The 18188-nt window shown below is 61.1% G+C and carries 15 protein-coding genes; 3 read left to right on the top strand and 12 right to left on the bottom strand.

Annotation, left to right across the window (positions count from 1 at the left end; all coding sequences use genetic code 11):
* Positions 1-9: 9 nt before the first annotated feature.
* The 11 genes from DES49_RS04680 to DES49_RS04730 form a co-directional block, all read right to left on the bottom strand.
* On the bottom strand, positions 10-486 hold the full coding sequence (locus DES49_RS04680; protein WP_133735229.1) for a nitrate reductase cytochrome c-type subunit: 477 nt from the start codon (positions 484-486) through the stop codon (positions 10-12).
* A gap of 25 nt (positions 487-511) precedes the next feature.
* A complete protein-coding gene (gene napA, locus DES49_RS04685; protein WP_133735230.1) occupies positions 512-3016 on the bottom strand; it encodes a nitrate reductase catalytic subunit NapA in 2505 nt (834 codons plus the stop codon).
* Entirely contained in the window at positions 3013-3291 is a 279-nt protein-coding gene (locus tag DES49_RS04690) for a chaperone NapD (protein WP_133735231.1), read from the bottom strand. The genes napA and DES49_RS04690 overlap by 4 nt, the downstream gene beginning before the upstream one ends.
* Positions 3284-3763 carry a ferredoxin-type protein NapF gene (napF, locus tag DES49_RS04695; RefSeq protein ID WP_133735232.1) on the bottom strand — a complete coding sequence of 160 codons (480 nt, stop codon included), beginning with the start codon at positions 3761-3763 and terminating at the stop codon, positions 3284-3286. Before napF ends, DES49_RS04690 begins: the two co-directional genes overlap by 8 nt.
* Before the next feature lie 12 nt (positions 3764-3775).
* The gene (locus tag DES49_RS04700; protein ID WP_133735233.1) at positions 3776-3952 is read right to left on the bottom strand and encodes a periplasmic nitrate reductase, NapE protein; all 177 of its coding nucleotides are present in this window, start codon (positions 3950-3952) and stop codon (positions 3776-3778) included.
* 126 nt (positions 3953-4078) lie between these two features.
* Positions 4079-4276 carry a hypothetical protein gene (locus DES49_RS04705; protein WP_133735234.1) on the bottom strand — a complete coding sequence of 66 codons (198 nt, stop codon included), beginning with the start codon at positions 4274-4276 and terminating at the stop codon, positions 4079-4081.
* Between the two features lie 4 nt (positions 4277-4280).
* A complete protein-coding gene (locus tag DES49_RS04710) occupies positions 4281-8039 on the bottom strand; it encodes a translocation/assembly module TamB domain-containing protein (protein ID WP_133735235.1) in 3759 nt (1252 codons plus the stop codon).
* On the bottom strand, positions 8036-9757 hold the full coding sequence (locus DES49_RS04715; protein ID WP_166646018.1) for an autotransporter assembly complex protein TamA: 1722 nt from the start codon (positions 9755-9757) through the stop codon (positions 8036-8038). The genes DES49_RS04710 and DES49_RS04715 overlap by 4 nt, the downstream gene beginning before the upstream one ends.
* A gap of 69 nt (positions 9758-9826) precedes the next feature.
* The gene (gene trhA, locus DES49_RS04720) at positions 9827-10507 is read right to left on the bottom strand and encodes a PAQR family membrane homeostasis protein TrhA (RefSeq protein WP_243864894.1); all 681 of its coding nucleotides are present in this window, start codon (positions 10505-10507) and stop codon (positions 9827-9829) included.
* 78 nt (positions 10508-10585) lie between these two features.
* Positions 10586-11977 carry a WS/DGAT/MGAT family O-acyltransferase gene (locus tag DES49_RS04725; protein WP_133735237.1) on the bottom strand — a complete coding sequence of 464 codons (1392 nt, stop codon included), beginning with the start codon at positions 11975-11977 and terminating at the stop codon, positions 10586-10588.
* Positions 11978-12128: 151 nt separating this feature from the next.
* The gene (locus DES49_RS04730; RefSeq protein ID WP_133735238.1) at positions 12129-12395 is read right to left on the bottom strand and encodes a hypothetical protein; all 267 of its coding nucleotides are present in this window, start codon (positions 12393-12395) and stop codon (positions 12129-12131) included.
* A gap of 112 nt (positions 12396-12507) precedes the next feature.
* Here DES49_RS04730 and DES49_RS04735 point away from each other — a divergent pair, with 112 nt between their 5' ends.
* Both DES49_RS04735 and DES49_RS04740 read left to right on the top strand, forming a co-directional pair.
* The gene (locus DES49_RS04735; protein ID WP_133735239.1) at positions 12508-13533 is read left to right on the top strand and encodes a hypothetical protein; all 1026 of its coding nucleotides are present in this window, start codon (positions 12508-12510) and stop codon (positions 13531-13533) included.
* Positions 13530-15002 carry an amidase family protein gene (locus DES49_RS04740; protein ID WP_133735240.1) on the top strand — a complete coding sequence of 491 codons (1473 nt, stop codon included), beginning with the start codon at positions 13530-13532 and terminating at the stop codon, positions 15000-15002. The genes DES49_RS04735 and DES49_RS04740 overlap by 4 nt, the downstream gene beginning before the upstream one ends.
* Here DES49_RS04740 and DES49_RS04745 read toward each other — a convergent pair.
* Entirely contained in the window at positions 14986-16317 is a 1332-nt protein-coding gene (locus DES49_RS04745; RefSeq protein ID WP_133735241.1) for an acetyl-CoA C-acetyltransferase, read from the bottom strand. The genes DES49_RS04740 and DES49_RS04745 overlap by 17 nt on opposite strands.
* 265 nt (positions 16318-16582) lie before the next feature.
* Between DES49_RS04745 and DES49_RS04750 the strand changes: the two genes are divergently transcribed.
* Positions 16583-18007: a 3-oxoacyl-ACP reductase gene (locus DES49_RS04750; RefSeq protein ID WP_133735242.1), complete on the top strand. Its 1425-nt coding sequence runs from the start codon at positions 16583-16585 to the stop codon at positions 18005-18007.
* Positions 18008-18188 lie beyond the last annotated feature (181 nt).

Raw genomic sequence — 18188 nt, forward strand, 5'->3', positions numbered from 1 at the left:
GCGCTCTCCTTACTGCTTTCTCTGGTCCGCAAGATCCCGGAGAACCTCATCCACAGTGCGGAACTGGTTTTCAACCAGGGGCTCGGCATCGGTCTGCGGGACATGGCACTGGGTGCAGAAATACCGATCCGGGGACACGGCGGCGAGAACCTGCTTATCGCGATCCATGAAATGGGTGACGCTCACCATCGGTGCGCCGGACTCGGGCGAGGCGTTTCGACTGTGGCAGTCAAGGCAGCGATTGAACCGCTTGTCGAGCTGGTAGCCCTCAACCTTGTGCGGGATCACCGGCGGCTGTTCCGGATAGTTGCGTTCCATGCGCCCGCGCCTTTCCGTGACACCCGCAATGGGCGGCGCCTCCGGGGTTTCGCTGAATGCCGCACCACGGACCCCCTCCGGTCTGGGTGGATCGGAGATTTCCGATGCAACCGCCATCCCGAGAACAGCGGTCACCAGGATAACGATACTGGCAATGAAGCTTTTCATGATCTTTCCCCCTGTTCCCGACGCATTAACCCAGGCTCACCATTTCCACGCGCGCCGCACACTTCTTGAAGTCGGTCTGCTTGGAAATCGGGTCCGTGGCATCAAGCGTAAGCTTGTTGATCAGTTTGCTGGCGTCAAAGAAGGGCACGAAGATCAGCCCCCTGGGCGGCTTCACCCTGCCGCGGGTTTCAACCCGCGCGCGGATGGCCCCGCGTCGGGTGCTGAGTTTTATCTCACTGCCCCGCCGCAGTCCCTGGGACTCCGCGTCCTCGATATTCATGTAGACCAGCGCGTCCGGTACTGCCTGATGCAGTTCCGGAACACGACGCGTCATGGAACCGGTGTGCCAGTGCTCCAGGACACGGCCGGTGCACAGCCAGAACGGATATTCGTCGTCCGGGCTTTCCGCCGGCGGCTCATCGGGCACTGCAAAGATCAGGGCCCGGTTGTCAGGCTTGCCGTAGAACTGGAAGCCCGTACCTTCCTCCACATAGGGATCAGCACCCTCGCGGTAGCGCCAGAGCGTTTCCTCGCCATCAATGACGGGCCAGCGCAGACCACGCGTTTCATGGTAGGTCTCGAAGTCCGCCAGGTCCTTGCCTTTGCCCTCACCGAATCGGCGGTACTCCTCGAACAGTCCTTTCTGGAGGTAGAACCCGAAGTCCTCGGACTCATGGTTCGGGTACTCGGCATTCATATCATCCAATGGATACTGATCCACCTGGCCATTGGCAAAGAGCACGTCAAATAACGTCTTGTCACGCAGCTCCGGTGCCTTGGCAAGCTGCTCCTCCGACCAGACCTCGTCAATGCGGATCCGTTTGGACAGGGCAACCGTTTGCCACACATCGGAGCGTGACTCGCCAGGTGCCTTGACCAGCTCATACCAGAACTGGGTGCGTCGTTCGGAGTTGCCGAAAGCACCCTCCTTTTCCGTCCAGGATGCGGTCGGAAGAATCAGATCCGCGGCCTGGGCGGAGACGGTCGGATACATGTCGGAGACAATGATGAAGGATTCCGGATTCCGCCACCCCGGATAGGTCTCCTCGGTCGAGTTCGGCCCCGCCTGGACGTTGTTGGTCACCTGGGTCCAGTAGACCTTGAGATTGCCGTCGCGGAGCTGGCGGCTCTGCTCCACCGCATGGAAGCCGACCTTGCCCGGAATGGTGCCCTCGGGAAGTTTCCAGATCTTCTCGGCCTTCCGGCGATGGTCCTCATTCGCGACCACCATGTCCGCCGGCAGCCGATGGGCGAAGGTGCCCACTTCACGGGCCGTGCCACAGGCTGACGGCTGCCCTGTCAGCGAGAAGGGGCTATTGCCCGGCTGCGCGATCTTTCCGGTCAGCAGGTGCAGGTTGTAGATCAGGTTGTTTACCCAGACACCACGAGTGTGCTGGTTCACGCCCATGGTCCAGAAGGTCATCACTTTCTTATCCGGATCCGCGTAGATCTCCGCCAGCTTCTTCAGCTGCGACTCCCGCACGCCGGACTCCCGGGAGGCCCGCTCCAGGGTGAACTCGCTGACGTGGTCCCGGAATTCCTCAAAGGTCATGGAGGACCAGCTGTTGGGATTGTCCGCGTTCTCGGCGTTCTTCTGGCGCTCATCCTCCGGCCGCAGGCCATAGCCAATATCCGTCACGTTACGGACAAAGTTGGTGTGATTCTCAACAAAGTCCTGATTCACATTGCCGGACTGGATGATGTGGTTGGCAATGTAATTCAGGATGACGACGTCGGCATGGGGATGCATGACCATGCCGGTATCGGCCAGGTCAAAGCTGCGATGCTCGAAAGTGGACAGCACTGCCACCTCGGTATCCGGGAAGGAGAGGCGCCGGTCGGTTACCCGTGTCCAGAGGATCGGGTGCATCTCCGCCATGTTCGAGCCCCAGATGACGAAGGCATCGGCATGCTCGATGTCGTCGTACACGCCCATGGGCTCGTCCGCCCCAAAGGTGCGCATGAAGCCGCCCACCGCGGAGGCCATGCAGTGGCGGGCGTTGGGGTCGATATTGTTGGTGCGGAAGCCGGCCTTCATGAGCTTGCTGGCCGCGTAGCCTTCCCAGATGGTCCACTGCCCGGAGCCAAACATCCCCACACTCTCGGGGCCATGTTCCCGGATCGCGGATTTGAATTTCTCTGCCATGATGTCCAGTGCTTCGTCCCAGGAAACCTCCTCGAATTCACCCTCCTTGTGATATTCGCCGTCCTTCTTGCGAAGCAGCGGCTGCTGGAGTCGGTCCCGACCATAGAGGATCTTGGAGAGGAAATAGCCTTTAACACAGTTCAGGCCGCGGTTGACCTCGGACTGATTGTCCCCGTGGGTTGCCACAATCTGCCCGTCGCGGGTCCCCACCATGACACTGCACCCCACACCACAGAACCGGCAGGGTGCCTTATTCCACTTCAGGGAGGTCAGCTCCTGGTTGGTGATCAGATTGCTGGCTCCGGCGGGAATAGCCATTCCCGCCGTGGCCGCTGCCGCCGCGGCCGCATTGGCCTTGGCGAACTCCCGACGCGTCATCGTCATGGCTGGACCTCCTCATGTTGTTCCGCGTCTTCCGCGTTGATGATCTCGTGATAAACCAGATTGGCCGACAGGGTTCCTTCGCGGACTTCCGTCGCTTCAATCAGGTCCAGAATCGCTCTTTCACCACTGCTCTCCAGGACCACTACCAGTTTGCCAGCCGCGTCTTCACCGCGTATCTCGGCGCCGGACTGCGCCGCGAGCCAGTCCCGGACCGACACCAGCCGATCCGGTTGGACCTGAACAAGCAGGCTGGCGATGTGGATGGGATCATCCATTGGCAACCTCCAGCGCAATGGCATTATTGGGACAGGCCGGGAGACAGGCCCCGCACCCGACGCAAGCGTCCGTATCCAGCTCGGGCCGGGGTGCCGACCCCAGTCGTGGCGGAAATTGGATGGCGTTGTAGTCGCAGGCGTCCTGACAGCTCTGGCAATGGATGCCCGCAAGGGCAAGACAGTGGGATTGGATGGAGGCATGCCAGGGGAAAGCCGGTCTGGCCGTATCGAAGACCGCTTCCTCGCAGACGGCAACGCAGTCACCGCAAAGCGTGCAGCCATTGACGTCGAAGCGGATCTCCGGGAAGCCACCGTCACCCCTGATCAGGATCGCTTCCGGACAGGCATCGATACAGGCATTGCAGCGGGTGCACTGGTCGGTGAAATCGTCCCCGGTCCAGGGCGGACGCCGGACATCACCGCGCCCGCTGGCCTGTCGGAAAAATCCGCGACGACTCAGGTTGTCGGTCATTGTTCCACTCCCTCAGCCGCCGGGAGGACCGGGCGGGCCGACCAGCGCCTGGAACATCCAGACGCCAAAGCCATACCCGCCGACGATCATGAAGGTCAGCAGAGGAAATAAGAGTACGATCAGGAAGATGAAAAGCTGGATTTCATGCTTTCTGCGGTCTTGTTCCGGCACTTCCCCTGGGTCGGACATCGGAAGCCTCTTTTATTATTCCCGCTTTCTATTACTCTAATAAAGCACACGAATGACGCCCTTGCGAAACATCAATGTTTTAAAAGTTAATACAGAAAGCAATAACAGAAGAAGTCGCCGGCAAGCCTACTGGATGCTGCGCCGCAGCAGCGCCTTGACGAGACGGATTTCGGGGGTGTCGGTAGGATAGCTCTGAAGGTACTGGTTGTAGAAGCGCTCCAGCCCCTCGCGGTCACGGATGAAATGGGGATCGATACCGGTCAGCTTCCGGATCACCTTGCGCTCCCGGGGTGTCAAACGAACCTGCTCGCCGTGAACCATCATCGGATTACTCTCCCGGTTTGCCGAAGTCCCTCTGATAGAATATATCCAGTGAGCTCGCGAGACCACTGGCAGCTTCCAGATATAAACGCCGTGACAGATCGTAGCGCAGCGCGACGCGGTTGACCGGCTCAAACAACCCCACCCCGTAACGAACACTGAGACGCTCCGTGAGATAACCGGAGGCGACAACACTGGTTTCATCGCCACGCCCCTCGGTCTCCAGCTGAAGATCCTCGATGCCGACCTTCTCGCCAATCTCGCGCGTCACGGGTGCGGCCTGGGCCAATCCCAGTCCGATCGCCGCCCGCTCCATGGCATAGCTGTCCCCTTCGCCCTGAAGGGGGCGACCGAGCACCAGGTAGGATAGGGCCTCTTGTTCGCTCATGGTCGGTTCCGAGAAAATCTCCGCGCGCGGTTCATCCGCCGGCCCTGTCAGGCGAATCCCTGCGACAACCTCATCGACCGTACGAATCGCCTCGATATCCAGATAGGGCCTGTCCAGGGGCCCGGAAAACAGCAATTGGGCGCGCCGGATCGTGAGGTCCTGTCCATAAAGCTCGTAGCGGCCGTTATCAAGGTTCAACTCGCCGTTCGCGGTCATGTCATCGGTGAGCCTGAGACGCCCGGTGAGGTCCCCGGTCACCCCAAAGCCGTTAAAGCTCACGCGTTCCTCGCCAATGACGACCACCAGATCCATACCCAGGCGCAGGCCACGGGACTCCTTTTCCTCGCCAACAATGACCTCATCCTCGGAGACACCGGTCGCGGACTCGGGCAGGGATTCGATGGTAACCGAACCGCGTGGAACGTCCACGCGCCCGGTAACGTTGAGCCCCTGCGGACCGTAACGCACCCTCATATCGGGAAAGACCGTGACCCGGGCGAATGGCTCCACGCTAACCGGCAGTTTATCGCCCGTGAGGCTCAGATCCGCCCTGGGTCCTTCATCCCACGAGGCCTGCCCATCCAGGGTTCCGGTACCCTCCTCGCCACTGCGCCACTCACCGGTAATATCCGCCTGCGTGCCGTCAATGACGGCATCCAGCGACAGCGCATCAAACCGCAGAGGCAGCCTCTGATCGAGAAGCCGGCCCTCTTCAAGCTGGATGCTGCCCTGCACCTGGGGCGAGGTCAGGACGCCGGAAAGGCTGGCATTTCCCCGCAGCCGACCCTCCACCGTTTCCAGATCCAGGAAGGGTCTGACGAAGGCCAGGTCAAAGTTTTCAGCAGCGATTTCCCCATTCAGGGGGTTCCCCGGCTTATTGGGGTCAACGTTCAGGTCTGCCCGGAACTGACCCAGTTCAGGCCCGGAGAGACGCGCATTGACCTCCGCTTCTTCGGGCGTGAGACGCGCCTCGACGCGGAAGGCATCGTAGACCAGGGGCACCCACCGCTCCTGTGTTTCCGGATCCACCTCTGCGGCATCCAGATCATCGGGATCAAGAATCTGGCGCAGCGATACCTTACCGGCGCCGGCGTCCAGCCATACCGACCCTTGCGGACCAGCATCCGTCATCGAGATCCTGGCGGCACCGTTCAGGCGCTCCCGCCAGCGCATATCCAGCGGCAGGACGCCCCTCAGCACCTCTGTCGGGAAGTTGTTGAGTGCCAGCTCCAGGTGCTGTTCCGGATAGAGCCGTTGATCCCCGGCACAGAGCTGCGCATCGTTCCAGCCCCAGCAGTGGCTGCCCAGTGCTACTGAGCCAGTGGCGTCGACCAACAAAGACGCCGGCGTGGTCATCAACCAGTGCTGCTCCACCGCCTGAACCCCGCCACCATCCAGCTGCCCCTGCCATTGTCCGTCCTGCCATCCCCCGGCAGCACTGAGCCGCAGTTTTGCATCCGGGTGACTCACGGAAACGGAAACCTCATGGTTCTGCTGATTGCCTTCGGCATGCACCTCTCCCGAGTCGATGCGCTGACCCGCAACGTCCAGCCCCTGCCAGAGGATTCGCGCCTGCCCGGAAAGCGCTTCGCGCAGTGTTGCCGAGGCATTGATGGACTCCAGCGTCAGTTCCGTCGGTTCATAACCGATATCACTCCCCTCGACGGACAGGCTCCCCTGCGGTTCGCGGACGAGATCCGTGGCATCCAGGCTTGCGTTCACGTCGCCGCTGAGACCCGTCCAGAGCTGAGACAGAACCGGAAGATCCAGCTCCATCCTGGCCGCCAGGGAGTCCGTCTGCGTGGCACTGCCAGTGAGTCGGTTATCGCCGAACATGGCCTCCAGTTCCCGCACCCGCCATTGATTCCCGTCCAGTTCCGCCGCTGTCTTCATCCACAGAGCCTGACCCCGCAGACTTCCTGCCAGGCTGAGATCACCATCCGCCTGGAGCCCTTCATCGCCCGAACGCCCCTGGCTGCGTAACAGCCCGGAAAGCTCACCATGCATGGGGGCGACCCAGCGAGCCGGGGAAATGCCGGCAAGTTCCAGCCGTGTATTCCAGGAAATGCCATCAACCCAGGCAATATCTGCCTTGCCGAAAGCCCGGCCATCCGCGCTGGCAACAGAGAGCGCATCAAGACGGATCTTCTGGAAGTTGCCCTCAAGGTCCGTCTTCAAGCCGACCGGCCCACCGGGTGTGAACAGCTGGGCATCCAACACGCCCGTGTAGCGATCACCACGCAATGAAAAGTCGAGGCCCGCCCGCTCCAGGGCTACCGGCGGTGCTTCGAGATCCGGAAACAGCCGCAACCAGGGGAAACGGGACCAGTCGAGAACACCGGACACCTCAAGCCCATCAGTCCAGCTTACGGCACCGTCATGCGCGCGCAGGTAACGATCCTGTTCATCCTGGATATTGATGTGCTCGACCACGGCTCCCTGGGTATCCACGTGCCCCCTCACCGACAACGGCAGTTCAGGAGCCGTGTTCAGATGCGCATTGCCCGCGACCTGCCAGCCCTGATCCAGGTTGCCCTGTGCGTGGATCATGACCTGGTTCAGGATCAGGCTCTGCTGCAGGTCCGGCGTGGCCTGGAAGCGGGCTGATGTCAGGGAGGCATCGGCGGGGACCCCGGGCTTCAGTGGCTCGACGACGCCGGCCAGATGCGCCTGCCAGGGGGCGGTAAGGTCGGCGCTCACCGCGAGCTCCGCAACCGTTCCCGTAAGCCCGCTGGTCAACGCCAGGGTTCCGGGATAATCCTCCCCGGAAAGGACATACTCAAGTTCAAGGCCCGCATCGACGGGCCAGTCACCCTCGAAACGCACAGTGCCATCCAGGCCAGCACTCAGCGCTTCGCGCTCCACATCCAGGGCACCAATGGTCAACCGGGATCCCGAAAAAACGCCGGAGAACCCGATGTGGTCCAGGATCAGGCTGTCATTCAGGGTGATGGTCCCGACGTCCAGCCTGGCCACCTCAACCGAGAAGGGGGTACTGATTTCCGGCAGGGTGATGGCCGCATCCGTATCGGGCGATTCCGCGTCCCCGGTATCGGGAAGAGCAATCGCTACCCCGTCCGCACTCAGGTTGTCCACGCACAGGGAAACGCTGAACAGACAGCTGGGACGCCATGACAGCTCAGGCTGCTCCACCGCCAGCCTCATGCCCTGGCCGTTACTGTATACAAGGGACCGGGCACGCCAGTCACTGGCCAACGCACCCTCGAAGCCCTCAACCCGGAGCCCCGGAACATGGTCGAGCGCCCAGCGCCCACCGGTCTCGGTCAGCAGGAGCCAGCCGACAACCAGAAGCGCCAGCGCAAGGGCCACCAACGGGACCAGCAGGGTGATACGGACGACATGCCCAAGTACCCTCAAAGTTCCGGCCCCATGGAGAAGTGCAGACGGAAGTTTTCCGGGGAATCCAGGGCCCTGGCAATATCCAGCCTGATCGGTCCCACTGGCGAGACCCAACGGATGCCCACGCCGACACCGGTTTTCAGAGGGTCCCCCATATCGTCAAAAGCATTGCCCTCGTCCACAAAAGCGGCCAGCCGCCAACTCTGGGACAGTGGGTACTGGTACTCCGCACTCCCGGCTATCAGAAAACGACCACCGATACTGTCCCCGTCCTCATCAACCGGGCTGAGCGTGCGGAAGCCATAACCGCGGACACTCTGGTCACCACCGGCGAAAAAGCGCAGAAAAGGCGGAACCCGGTCAAAATTATTGGTGCCTACCGCCCCCACTTTAATCCGGGACAGAAACCGGTGACCGCCGGTTCCCAGGGTGACCAACCCTTTTGCCTCTGCCGTGGCATGGAGCACATCAATATCAGACAGCATGTCACGCTGCCCTCCTGCCGCCTCAACCTGGAGACGGTAACCACGACTGGGGTCCACCGGCGAGTCCCGTTTCAGGTAGCTGTAGCTCGCGCCGGGCAGGATCAGCAGGGTGCGGCCGCGTTCGTCCCCAACCTTGAAGCGGTCATCCTCGCGCCGCAGTGACAGGACCTGCTGCCAGCCGGAATCGAGTTCTTTATGCCACTGCGCCCCGGTACTGATCCGTTTCGATTCCGTATCCTCGATATCCTCCCGCTGATAGGACCCCGTGAAACGTAGGCTGTCCGTCATCGGCGGGTCCAGTGGCAGCTCATAATACAGTCCCGCGTTCTGGCGCGGTTCGGAGAGTTCCAGTTCGGCACCGCGCAGGTGCCCTTCCGGGTTCACATAATGCTGGTCCCAGGTGGTACGGAAGCGTGGCCCCACATCGGTGCTGAACCCCAGTCCTGTACCAATGGAATGACGGCTGCGTTCATCGAGTGCCACCTGCACCGGAATCCGCCCCTTCACGGCATTTTCCGCGTCGGCCTCAACACGCACGTTGCTGAAATACCCGGAACCACGCAGATCCCGATTCAATTCAATAATCCGATCCGAGTGGTAGGGCTCCCCGGGTTCAAAGCGCACGAACCGCTCCAGAAGCGTGTTCTCAAAATAGATCTCCTCGGGAAAGCGAACGTCCCCGAGCGTGTAGCGCTCGCCACTGTCATACACAAGATTGATATCCGCGTAGCCTGCCTCCGGGTCCACCCGCAACTCCCGGGTCACGAATGCCCCATCGAAAAAACCATGGGTCTGTGCCTGATTACGAAAGAAACGCTTGATCCGTTCATAGCGGCCGTGGTCCAGGACTTCGCCTTCTTCCGGTCGCAGCTCATCCGGGAGCTCGAACGCTGCCAATCCTGCAGCCTCACCCTCGACCTCAATGATGACCCGGCGAAAACGAACCGGCTCCCCCGGCACCACCTCCAGCTTCAGGACAGGCGGGTCCTGCTCCAGAACCCGGGAGGTCACACGCCCCTGGTAGTACCCAAGCGCCCGCATCGCCTGTCTTGCCCGCTCGCGGGCGTGGCTGGAAAACCGGCGCAGTGAGGCCGCGTCCCGGTCTCCCGGATCGCCGATAAAAGCCCGTATATTGCTTTCCAGTGCGTCGTTGGCGGGGTCCAGGTTGAGCTGCAGTTCAGCCGCCCACGAAAAAGGCAGAAAAAGGGCCAGAAACAGGCCTGTAGTGAGGCGGGGGAGGGATAGGCTCATCATCACGGCATCATACCACCGCAGAAAAGCTGCGCCATGGCGGGACTGCTAACAGATCAGCAACCTGGTTCAACTATTCCAGGCAGTGACCATGCCGTTATAGACCGCAAAATAGTGCAGCGCGCCGCCGGCGAGCACGAACAGGTGCCAGATCGCGTGATTGAAAGGAATGCGGTGCCCAAGGTAGAAGATAACACCCAGTGTGTAGGCGATGCCGCCGGCCACCAGGAGACTGAGTTCGGTGACGGCCAGCATGGTAGGGAGCTCCGTCGCCGCGACAACCACAAGCCACCCCATTCCAAGATAAGTGGCCACCTGCACCCCCTTGTACCGATCCCCCAACACGAGCTGGAAGGTAATACCGGCCACCGCCAGCCCCCAGATGATGGCGAACAGGGTCCACCCCAGGGTTCCACGCATATTCACCAACAGAAAGGGCGTGTAGGTACCCGCGATCAGCAGGAAGATGGCGCAGTGATCAAACACCTTGAATGCATACCGCAACGAGGGCTTGCGGGCACTGTGGTAGAGCGTCGATGCAAGAAACAGCACGACCATGGTTGTTCCGTAGACAGCCGCCCCCGTCACCGACCAGACGTCACCGTAGATTGCCGCGATCACCACCAGCACCACGGCGCCCGCCAGTGCCAGCACCGCCCCAACCCCGTGCGTCAGTGCGTTCCAGAGCTCCTCAACGGGGTGGTAGTCGAGATGTGCCGGCTTGTAGCTGTCCGTATGCTTCATGTCCATATCTGTCCAGTATGGTTTTGAAAAATTGCCATAACAGGACAATACCGTGCACAAATGTACACTGCAAACTGGTTTTCATTACAACAGGCGCTGCTCCAGCTCTTCCAGAGCCTCCCCTGTGTAGACCGCCAGACGCTGCATGCTGGGCAATGTATCCCGGCAGCCCGTATACCCGAAATTCAACGCGCCGGCATAGCTCAGGCAGGTAATATTCAGGGCACCACCATGGGTCACCAGGGAAACCGGATACATGGCTTCCATGCGGGCACCTTCATAGTACAGCGGCTCGGGCGGGCCGGGAACATTGGAGATGGTCACGTTGAAGACGGGCCTCATGCGCCCACCCAGCCCCGAGATAAGCTGCAGGATATAGGGCGACATCAGCATCATGGTGTACTGGTTGAGAACCTGGCGGGGCAGGCTCTGCAGATGCTCCTTGGCCACCCGGGTCGAGTCCTTGATCTGCTCCAGTCGCGCCACCGGGTCCGGTTCATCCGTGGCGAGACTCGCAATCATGAAGCTGATCGCGGTGCCAGTCCCCTCGTCGTCCGCTGGACGCACGTTGACCGGAATACCCGCCGTCAGGGGTTCTTCCGGCAACTTGTCCTGCTCGAGCAGGAAGCGGCGCATTGCTGTGCCGCATATCTGCAGTACCACATCATTCAGCGACGCGTCGGTAACCGCGCAGATCGCCTTGAGCCGGTCAATCTGATAGTGCTGAGTGGCGAAACGCCGCTGTCCGGTGATGCGGTTGTTGAGGATGGATTGCGGACCCACGAAGGGCGCCGTCAGCTTACTGTCCTTGCGCACCCCGGCACTGGCGATACGCGCAAGGGCGGTCACGAGCTGCGGCGTCGAGCCGGCCTGGATCTTGAGGGCTTCCAGGGCCTGCTCAAAGGCCCCCTGGACCGAGGTTACGCCCTGCCCTGACTGGGATCGCCGCTGACTGGGCTCCACGGTCCAGGGTGGCCGCATATTGGTCTTGGTGGGATCCGTGGTCAGGATCTTCTGCATCAGCCGGACACCACTGATGCCGTCGATAAGCGAATGATGCATCTTGGTGTAGAGCGCGAAGCGATTACCCTCAAGCCCTTCAATGATATGGCATTCCCACAGGGGCCGGGAGAAATCCAGGGGATGGGAGTGCAGGCGGGATACCAGAATGCCCAGCTCCCGCTCACTGCCCGGACGCGGCAGTGCCGAATGCCGCACATGGTAATCCAGATCCAGGTCCTTGTCCTCGACCCAGGCCGGCGCCAGGCTTCGGCCCAGCTTGCTGCCACTGAACAGCTTGTACTTCCAGGGGGCCTGGATATCACCCGTCCCCTTCATGCGCTCGACCATATCACGCAGGAATGTTTCCGGCGCATCGTCAGGCAAAGTGAAGATCTGGAGATTGCCCACATGCATAGGGGTATCCTCAGACTCAACTTTCAGCCAGGACGAGTCCAGCACACTCATTCGCTTCATCGGATCCTCTCCATTGCGCACGGTGAAAATAATGGCGGAATAAACCGGCCATTGTACCTGAATCCACCTGGCACCAAAGACCGAAGTGACGCAACGGGCCCGATAAGGCAGCCAGTCTTACAATTCTGGAATCCGGTTCACTTTCCCGGATTCAGACGCCGCCCTGTTTGGTGGGTGATCCCTCGCCCTGATCCTGTGAAAAGCCCAGCTCGTGAAGGCAGCGCAGGACCTGGTCGAGGAGCTCACCATCCCCTCCGGACATGTTCTCTTCCTCAGCCACGGACAGCTCCCGGGCATCGTATTCCCAGCGCCGCAGAATCTGGATCTTCTGGTCCGTATTCAGCGCCTGCTCGGCCACAACCTCCCTGGGGGTGCTGAATACGGCGGCGGGATCGGTAAGAGCTTTTTCGGTATCCATGACGTTCCTCCTTTGCCTGTCCGTTCAGGGTAGCATTTAATGCATCACAGCACGTCCTCTGGTATACAAGGGCCTTCACACACCTGACCACCAGGACGACCCGGGAGTCACCTTGCTGTCTTTCAACATCAAGAATCTGCGCACCAGCCACCAGACCATCTGGTTTGCGCTGGATGCACTCATGCTGTTGCTTCTGGTTATCAATCTTCTCTGGCTGACGTTCGATTCCCTGTACGCCACGGCCCTTGTCAGTGACTTCCTGACACAACAGGTCCCGTCCTTTGCCGACGCCTACAGCCCCATTCACCAGAACTTTCTGTTCTATGACCTGGTATTTGTCAGCATCTTCCTCTCGGAATTCGTGGTGCGCTGGGTTCATGCCGTCTATGTCCACACCTATCGGCGCTGGTACTTCTATCCCTTCATCCACTGGTATGACCTGCTGGGCTGCGTACCCGCCTCGGGGGCCCGTATCCTGCGTGTTCTCAGGGTCTTCAGTATTATCTACCGGCTGCAGAAATACCGCGTCATTGACCTCGCCAATACCCGCCTGTTCCAGTTCCTGATCTTCTACTACGAAGCCTTTATGGAAGAACTGTCGGACCGTGTGGTCGTCAAGGTCCTGAGCGGCACCCAGGAGGAGGTCCAGCGGGGCTCGCCACTGCTGCACCGTATCCAGCAGGAAATCCTGGTCCCCCGCAGCGACCGCATCGTGGACTGGCTGTCGGAAAAGATCGCCACTTATGCCCAACACGGCTACATTCCGCGCCGGCAGGAATTGCGTGATTACCTCAACGCCCGGGTCATCGGGGCCATGAAACAGAACCAGGACCTCAAGCGCATCCGGGACCTCCCTGTGTTCGGCAGCTGGGCCTCCGGCACACTGGACCGGGCGGTGGGTGACATCACGGCAGAGGTGATCGAGGAAATCCTTGAGGATCTGAGCTCACCGGACAACCACGATTTCGTGGAGGACCTGGTCGGCGCCTTCCTTTACGAGCGGGAGGAGTCCGAAATGGCCACCAATGAAGCCATGATCGAAGGCGTTATCGAGACCCTGGAACTCGTCAAGCAACAGGTCCACGTCAAGCGCTGGCGCCAGGCACTGGATGAAAAAGACAGGATGAAGCAGACATGAATGACTGGAATAACCAGAGTGCGCGGAACATTGCCAGGGCCCTGCGGGACGGCATATTGACCAGCGAGGCTCTGACCGGGGAACTGCTCGCCCGGATCCGCAACCGCAACCCCGCCCTCAACGCCGTCATCCACCTGGAGGAAGAGCAGGCCATGGAACAGGCCCGGACCCTCGATGAGGAACGCCGCCAGGGGCATATCCGCGGTCTGCTTCACGGCATGCCCATGACCATCAAGGACGTCTGGGAAGTGTCTGGAATGCCCTGCACGGCGGGTTCCTCCGGGCTCAGGGAGCATGTTCCGGAGCGGGATGCGGATGTGGTCCAGCGCCTGCGCGATGCCGGCGCCATCATCATGGGCAAGACCAACGTGCCCGTCTTCGCCTCGGACCTGCAGACCTACAACCGGCTGCACGGCGTAACCAATAACCCCTACGACCCAAGCCGCACACCAGGCGGGTCTTCCGGCGGTGCAGCTGCTGCTCTGGCCGCGGGCATGACGCCCCTGGAGGTGGGATCGGATTTAGGCGGTTCCATCCGCACGCCCGCTCACTTCTGCGGCGTTTTCGGGCACAAGCCAAGCCGGGGCATCCTGTCCCTGCGCGGGCATATCCCCGGCCCTCCCGGCACACTGAGCCAGCCGGATATGGCCGAAGGCGGCCCCATGGCGCGCTGTGCCGATGACCTCGAGTTCCTGCTGGAGATCATCGCCGCTCCACGCCCCCATGAAGGGCCGCATTGGCGACTGGCGCTGCCCAAGCCTGCATCGGAGACCCTGAAAGGCACGCGCGTGGTCACCCGCTTCGATGATCCGGTTACGCCAGTGGAAGCGACCCTGACCCAGCGCTATGAAGCGATTGCGGAAACACTGTCAGAGCTCGGCGCCCATGTAAGCCCCGCCGCAGCTTCCCAACTCGAACATACCCGGCTGCTGCCGCTCTACCACAACCTGCTGGGCAGTCTGCTGGGCACGGGTTTCAAGCCGAAGCAACGGAGGAACCTTAAATGGATGGAGCGGTTCATGCGGGTTTTCGGGCGCTGGATGCGAATCCCCGTCGGCCTTGACCAGTACGCCGTTGGGGTCAACCAGTCTTTCCTGAATTACATCCAGAACCATGAGCGCCGGGAGAAAATGCGCGCGGCCCTGGTCGACGAGCTGTTCTCCGAGGCGGACGTCCTGCTGACACCGGTTACGCCGACGACAGCCATTCTCCATGACCAAAGCCAGCCCATGTTCCGGCGCACCATTGACGTCAATGGTGAGAAGCGGCCCTATACCGATCAGATGAACTGGATTGCCCTTGCCACGCTGCTTGGCCTGCCGGCCACATCAGCGCCCGTGGGACGCGACGCGGATGGCATGCCATTCGGGATCCAGATCATCGGCGCACCGGGACAGGACCTGACCACCATCCGCTTCGCCCAGCTTCTGGAAGAGCAGGGCCTGAGCGGCTTTACCGCTCCACAATAGCCGTAACGCCCTGGCCACCCGCGGCACAGATGGAAATCAGCGCGCGGCCACTGCCCTTCTCCTCCAGGATCTTGGCGGCCGTGGCCAGGATGCGGGCGCCCGTGGCGGCAAAGGGGTGACCCGCAGCAAGGCTGCTTCCCTTAACGTTGAGCTTCTTGCGGTCAATGCTCCCAAGCGGCTTGGAGAGTCCAAGCTTCTCCTTGCAGAAGGTCGGATCCTCCCAGGCCTTGAGGGTACAGAGCACCTGCGAGGCAAAGGCTTCGTGGATCTCGTAGAAGTCGAAATCCTGAAGGGTCAGGCCGGCCTTCTCCAGCAGTCGCGGCACGGCATAGGCCGGGGCCATCAGCAGCCCTTCCTTCTTATCCACGAAATCCACGGCACCCACTTCGGTGTAGGTCAGGTAGGCGCGAACCGGCAGCTTGCGCGCCTTGGCCCAGTCCTCGCTGGCCAGCAGCACCGAGGAGGCGCCGTCGGTCAGTGCCGTGCTGTTCGCTGCGGTCATCGTGCCCTTCTGCTTGTCAAAGACCGGCTTGAGGGTCGACAGCTTCTCAAGCTTGGAATCCGGCCGCAGGATGTTGTCCTTCTCCAGGCCCGCCAGCGGCGTCATCAGATCCTTGAAGAAGCCCTCGTCATAGGCGGCCGCAAGTTTCTGGTGGCTCTCAAGCGCCAGCTTGTCCTGCTCTTCGCGACCAATCTTCCACTCATGGGCGGTAATCTGCTGATGCTCGCCCATGGACATACCGGTCCGGGGCTCGCTGTTTTCCGGAGTCAGGGGTATCAGATGCTTCGGACGGAAGCGGGCCGCAATTTTCAGGCGTTCGCCATTGGTTTTGGCGCGGTTGAGGTCCAGCAATAGCTCACGCAGCCCTTCACTGAGCCCGATGGGGGCGTCCGAGGTGGTGTCAGTACCACCGGCAATACCGGAATCCACCTGCCCAAGCGCAATCTTGTTGGCCACCAGGATGGCCGCCTCAAGGCCCGTGCCACACGCCTGCTGGACATCATAGGCCGGGGTTTCCGCGGCCAGGCCGCAACCCAGCACGGTCTCGCGGGTCAGATTGAAGTCCCGGGAGTGCTTGATGACCGCGCCGGCGGCTACCTCTCCCAGGCGCTCGCCGTCCAGCTTGTAGCGATCGACAAGCCCACGGATGGCCGCGGTCAGCATGTCCTGGTTGCTGAGCTTGCTGTAGGCGGTGTTGGAACGGGCAAAGGGGATCCGGTTACCACCGAGAATCGCAACCGGTCGGACAGTGCCTGCAGTGGATTTTGCCGTGGAACGGCCCTTGCTCTTGCTGGTGCTTTTTGCTTCTGCCATGACTTTTTCATCCTGATTACTTTAGAGATACTTTTACATTCAATGCATAATGTCCGGAGCGCACGCAGAGGCTCATTGGCCGAGCTGACGTTTTACTGTGACGCGGCGTTCATTGCAAAAACAGGGACGGAAGCGCTCAATACAGCCGCATTAATACCGTGAAAGCCACAATACCCAGACTGCTGACACGAGTTTCCAGCGAATGTAACACATCCCTGTTTTGAATCGGAAAAATTCATTTTTACTGCTCACAGAGGAGCCATCTATGTCCGACCTTTACCTGAAGCTGGTCAACACCTCACTTGGCAAACAGGCCGTCAGTTCCCTGGGCCTCCCCGCCCCCATTGAACTGGAGCGCTGGAAGCGCCAGGACCAGCCCTTCCTGGAAGGCAAGGTCCTGCTCGGCGCCGGCCCCCGGCCACGGGCCCTGGCCACGTTGACCGACATCCTGCGCTCAAGCGCGGGCAGCCTGCACATCGCCGAGGGCCCCGAGTCACTGAATGAGTCCGCCTCCGCCACCGAATCCGGTGCCGGCAAGGCCGTTGCCATGGACGAGGAAACCCTGTCGCAGCACCGTTTCAAGGCCCTGATCCTCGACGCAACCGGCGTTAAGGATACGACCGAGCTGCGCTGCCTGTACGACTTCTTCCATAACAGCATCCGCCAGTTGGCCAAATGTGGCCGCGTGCTGGTTATTGGCACCGACCCGGCCTCCTGCAAGTCGCCGGCCCGTGCGGCTGCGCACAAGGCCCTGGAGGGATTTGTGCGTTCCGTAGGCAAGGAAATCGGCAAGAAAGGCGCCACGGCCCAGCTGCTGTGGGTGGCCCCCAACGCCGAGAACCAGCTTGAGTCATCAGTCCGCTTCTTCCTCTCACCCAAGTCCGCCTATGTCTCCGGTCAACCCATCCGGATCGGTAAGGGTGGCTCCAAGGGCAAGACGGCCACCAACACCAATGCCCCGCTGACGGGCAAGGTCGCCCTGGTCACCGGCGCTTCGCGCGGCATCGGTGAGGCCATCGCACGGACCCTGGCAAGGGACGGCGCCCGCGTGGTCTGCCTGGATATTCCAGCCACCATGGAGGACCTGAACCGGGTGGCGGAAGACATTGGCGGCTCGCCACTGGCGGCGGACATCACCGAGGACAACGCCCCGCGCATGATTGCGGACCACCTGGAGGATGAGTTCGGCGGGATTGATATTGTCGTTCACAACGCCGGCGTAACCCGCGACAAGACACTGGGCCGCATGCCGGAGCACTTCTGGGACATGACCATTGCCATCAACCTGACAGCGGAAGAGCGGATTGACGAGGAGCTGAGCGAAAGGGACCTGATGCGCGAGAACGGCCGCATTGTCTGCGTCTCCTCAATCGCCGGCTTCGCCGGCAACTTCGGCCAGACCAACTACGCGGCCTCCAAGGCAGGTGTCATCGGCTATGTGGAAAGCATGGCACGGCAGCTTAAGAACGGCATTACCATCAACGCGGTGGCGCCCGGGTTCATCGAAACCCAGATGACCGCCGCCATGCCGGTCACCATCCGCGAGGCCGGACGCCGCATGAACAGCCTCTCCCAGGGCGGCCTGCCGGTGGACGTTGCCGAGACCATTGCCTGGTACTGCAACCCGCTGTCACGGGGCGTGAACGGCAACGTGGTGCGCGTGTGTGGACAGAGTCTGGTGGGTAAATAAAGGCACTGCTTGCACGCTTCCTGCGGAGTAGGGGGGGGCATCCCCGTCTCCGCAGGGACGCCCTCCCCAAAAACCACCAAAAATGGTCGGATTACCGTTGCTATCTGCTTTGTAACGAAATGATCTAAACATCTTGTTGATAGCGAACGCTAATAGCACTACTATTAATGGCAACACGGCC

Origin of the sequence: Halospina denitrificans, assembly GCF_004364635.1 — a bacterium.
Lineage (GTDB): Bacteria > Pseudomonadota > Gammaproteobacteria > Pseudomonadales > Oleiphilaceae > Halospina > Halospina denitrificans.